This window comes from Candidatus Liberibacter sp. (assembly GCF_014048425.1).
Classification (GTDB): domain Bacteria; phylum Pseudomonadota; class Alphaproteobacteria; order Rhizobiales; family Rhizobiaceae; genus Liberibacter.
On the sequence record NZ_JACETX010000069.1, the window covers coordinates 1 to 3555 of the forward strand.

Below are 3555 nucleotides of genomic sequence, written 5' to 3' on the forward strand. Positions count from 1 at the left end.
GCACCAATCATTCCAACAAGGGTTAGAATCTTGAAAGCCATATAAAGAAATTCAAATCGCCGTGATTGCTTCATGAACCCCCCCCCTCTTTAATGAGTACCAAGCTTCAGGAGGATGATAATTAAAGGAAAAACAAAGGTGAAAGAGACAGCGATTAAGAACGCTAGCTTTCTAAATGCCCATGACAGCCATGTGTACCAAGTCAAGAAAAACTCATTCCCGCTAGAGTCTACAAGCTTTTTTCCTTGCAATCTTGCATTAACTAAAAAATCTTCATAATCAGCAGGCGTATGGTTGGGGTATAAATCTAAAAGATGAAAGTATCTGGGGATGTCTTCGACAGAAAGATGAAGCAGTTTTTCCAACTCCAAATAGCATTCTCGGTATTGATCAGCTTTTTGACCGTAGTTAAGGACTAGGACTGCCATACACAACCCCGCACCAATCACGAGGAAAAAGGGAATTAATATCATGTGTTCTGCTACATGAGCAGAAAATAGGCGTACACACAAAACAACCAAGCAATACCAAAACACCATAGCAAATCCAGTATAATGCAATACCCTTCTTTTGCTCTCTGCCAGCATTCTGACTTTAGAAGTCATCCATATAGCGTTCTTTAAGTTTCTTTCATTATCGCTCATTTTTTGGCTTTCTTTTTGGTTGCATCCCTTTTCTTTAAAAGTTCCGCCAATGCGTATATTTCCCGTTTTCCCTTTTCACTGATGTCGTCTATATCTGAGTCATCAGCCTTTTTAAGGATACCTTTTTCACTCAAGACACACACAGAGATATGCAAAATCATATTAATGAGAGCATTGGCTTCCTTTTCAGTGGGTTTAATACTGACAGATTTTCCAAGACTTCCTGAGTTCCACTTGAACATGTAGTTGTCTGCCTTTTCCCAATATCTGCCAAAAGTGAGGTGATGCCCTGCCTTTGTTAAAATATCGAGGGCATTATTTTTTGTCATTATTCATTCTCCTTAGGGAAATGTTTGAGGGCATATTCACGAGATACTGCTAAAGCTTTCTTGAACATCTCCACTTCTTCTGCGGGCATGATGTATAAACGGTCGTCCAATGAATTGAACTCTTCCCCGCCTATATTGACGGATATACTGTCTTCTTCTGAGTCTGCTTGGTTAAAAGGAGTGGGGAAGTCGTCATTAAGAAACAAACACGTTTTCAAACAACCCCAGTAGTTCGTGATAGCCATTTTCTCTGCCGTCATGAGTTTTAGATATTCTGAAAGGGTCTTCACTTCTTCATGGTATTTTTGGGTTTCGGAGTTAAACCAAGGAAGCCAACGGGGGTAATCATCCGTATACTCATTGAAGTAGAGCAATTCGACAGACCCGTCGTATACGTTTACACTAATGCAGAGAGTGAAATAGATGTTTTTGTGAACAAGATCAAACATCCACTGTGCATTAACTCTCTTCATAACGTTCATTATTTGTTCTCCTCATTTGAAGCTACGAGGATTTCAAAAGCTATGAAGGCAAGTATGAAGCACGTTACAAATCCAGAGATGAAATTAAGCATGGTCGTTAGCCCCCTTTAAAGTGTCTAATACCCTTGCTTCCCATTTGATTTGCTGAACGATCGATCCGTTGGAATGTTTCTTCCCCGTGTCGAACAATCTTCCTCCGTTGTCCTTTCCTTTTGGAGTTAAGATGTATCGTCTTTTGCCTGATGGTTCGTGCTCAGCGAGAAGAAAACTCATACGGGCAAGTCTCTTGTTGACTTCTCTACCGCTTAATTTGACGGGGAGATTTTCACCTAAAGCTGTTGCAGTGTAATACTGAGCGTTGTTAGGAGTAGGGATATCAAGGGTTTTAGCAGGATCTACCCCTAAAACACTCTCCATGACTCTAGAAGTTGATATTAATATTTGGTTGTCATCTATTTGTGCATTCCTCATCAATTGAGCATGACTATCCGTGAGGAGGCGAAGCTCTTTTAACAACATGCCTGTCATGTATACTTGGGGTTTTGGATTTTTCGGCACTGCGTAACTGCCTGTTTTACGAAGGGTGGGCAATACCTCTTCAAACACCCAACGCTCAAACTTCTGAGCAGATGGCAATTTGCTTTTCATGATCAACCTATACACATCAGGTTCTGCTATGATGCGGGCTTTTTGAGTTCTCCCTAGGCTATCAGAGATGGGGCGGTATTTTACCGCCCCATTGCAATGATCATTAATCGCATCATTAGGACGTTCATACCCCAAAGCTACAGCTATATCTTTTGCAACAAACAGTATAGATCCGTCTTTATCTACGACGGTGCGGATCTTAGTAGATTCAAATTCAAAGGGTATTATGTTAAGCATGGTCGTTTTCCCTTTCCTTGATTTCTTTTTGAAGATAGGGCACAATTCTTGGATGCCATTTGAGTTGTTGAACTGATCCGCCAGTATGGACTTTTGAAACATCCATCATTCTAGCACCTAACTGATCGCCATGAGGTGTTGGCATATACCCTTTTTGTTTGTCGGCTTTTCTGACCTGCAATCCGAGATCTGTTAAAAGTCTATTGACGTCTACAGGATTTAAAGGAGGATCTAATTTTAATCCAATCTTCGTAGGAGTTAGGTATTCATCATTGTCGGGGGAGGGTAGGTGTTCAATACCCATAGCTCCTAACTGATTAACTCCAGTTATGCCTGCGACGCCTTGATTAACCTTCAGCAAAAGCTGGTTCTCTTTTAGTCCTGCCTGCTTGGCTAGTTCTTCAAGATGTTTGTGTAGTTTCATGATGGTTGTAGCAGAGGGGGTCTTTTGAACTGTAATCTGTTGTCTTTTTTCAGCTTCCAATTCTGCCCATCTGTCTATGATCTTAGCTCTCAAATTAACATCATACCCAGAAACTAAAATAAGAGTTTCTCTTTTAGGGAGGTGATAGCATTTACGGGACTTCCCTTGAACATCCTTGTATTTTGATTCAAAATCAGCCGCCTCAGATTTGAGGTGGCTAACTTCTAAGTTTTCCAACATTTCCTCTATATCTCTCATGACATTATCATGTCTTTTCCCCGTAAGATTTGCTATTTCTCTGCTACTCATTGTTTTGATATTTTGAGTATGTTTTTCTAAAGAATTCATGATTGTTCATCCTTTCTTTGACATCACGTAAATCAGGTCTTCAATTGGTTTTTTCTTTAATTCCGCTATTAAATGGTCAAGGTACGTTTCCTCTTTCGCTGTGAATCCGTTTGTTGTGCAGTTTGTAGTATTTTAGGCGTTGAGCTTCTTTAATTTTCTCTGTGTTGGCGAGGTAGTAATTTCGTTCTCTTTCTCTGACTTTCTCTGGATTATTCCGACGGCGTTCACGTCTTCTTTCGTTAATTTTATCTTTGTTATTAAGGAGATAGTTTCGTTTGCTTTCTCTGACTTTCTCTGGATTGTTAAGGTGGTATTTTCGGTTGTATTCTCTGACTTTCTCTGGATTATTAAGGCGGAATTTTCGTTGGCTTGCTCTGACTTTCTCTGGATTATTAAGGCGATAGTTTCGTTCTCTTGCTCTCTCTTTCTCTGGATTGTTAAGG

Annotated in this window: 5 protein-coding genes and 1 pseudogene; all 6 read right to left on the reverse strand. The window is 40.2% G+C overall.

From position 1 onward, the window contains the following. Window positions 1-89: 89 nt before the first annotated feature. Window positions 90-644, reverse strand: coding sequence for a hypothetical protein (locus H0G72_RS05695; RefSeq protein WP_182017807.1), 555 nt, complete (start codon window positions 642-644; stop codon window positions 90-92). Continuing rightward, entirely contained in the window at window positions 641-973 is a 333-nt protein-coding gene (locus H0G72_RS05700; protein WP_182017808.1) for a hypothetical protein, read from the reverse strand. The genes H0G72_RS05695 and H0G72_RS05700 overlap by 4 nt, the downstream gene beginning before the upstream one ends. Further along, window positions 973-1455, reverse strand: a complete 483-nt coding sequence (locus tag H0G72_RS05705; protein WP_182017809.1) for a hypothetical protein — start codon at window positions 1453-1455, stop codon at window positions 973-975. The genes H0G72_RS05700 and H0G72_RS05705 overlap by 1 nt, the downstream gene beginning before the upstream one ends. A gap of 84 nt (window positions 1456-1539) precedes the next feature. Further along, window positions 1540-2340 carry a BRO-N domain-containing protein gene (locus H0G72_RS05710; protein ID WP_182017810.1) on the reverse strand — a complete coding sequence of 267 codons (801 nt, stop codon included), beginning with the start codon at window positions 2338-2340 and terminating at the stop codon, window positions 1540-1542. Next, on the reverse strand, window positions 2333-3112 hold the full coding sequence (locus H0G72_RS05715) for a Rha family transcriptional regulator (RefSeq protein WP_182017811.1): 780 nt from the start codon (window positions 3110-3112) through the stop codon (window positions 2333-2335). The genes H0G72_RS05710 and H0G72_RS05715 overlap by 8 nt, the downstream gene beginning before the upstream one ends. Before the next feature lie 76 nt (window positions 3113-3188). Continuing rightward, a pseudogene (locus tag H0G72_RS05720) lies at window positions 3189-3555 on the reverse strand (hypothetical protein); the annotation flags it as partial.

Excerpts from the sequence above, each read along its gene's own strand:
- H0G72_RS05695 (WP_182017807.1), bottom strand. The coding sequence starts at position 644 with ATGAGCGATAATGAAAGAAACTTAAAGAACGCTATATGGATGACTTCT.
- H0G72_RS05700 (WP_182017808.1), bottom strand. The coding sequence starts at position 973 with ATGACAAAAAATAATGCCCTCGATATTTTAACAAAGGCAGGGCATCAC.
- H0G72_RS05705 (WP_182017809.1), bottom strand. The coding sequence starts at position 1,455 with ATGAACGTTATGAAGAGAGTTAATGCACAGTGGATGTTTGATCTTGTT.
- H0G72_RS05710 (WP_182017810.1), bottom strand. The coding sequence starts at position 2,340 with ATGCTTAACATAATACCCTTTGAATTTGAATCTACTAAGATCCGCACC.
- H0G72_RS05715 (WP_182017811.1), bottom strand. The coding sequence starts at position 3,112 with ATGAATTCTTTAGAAAAACATACTCAAAATATCAAAACAATGAGTAGC.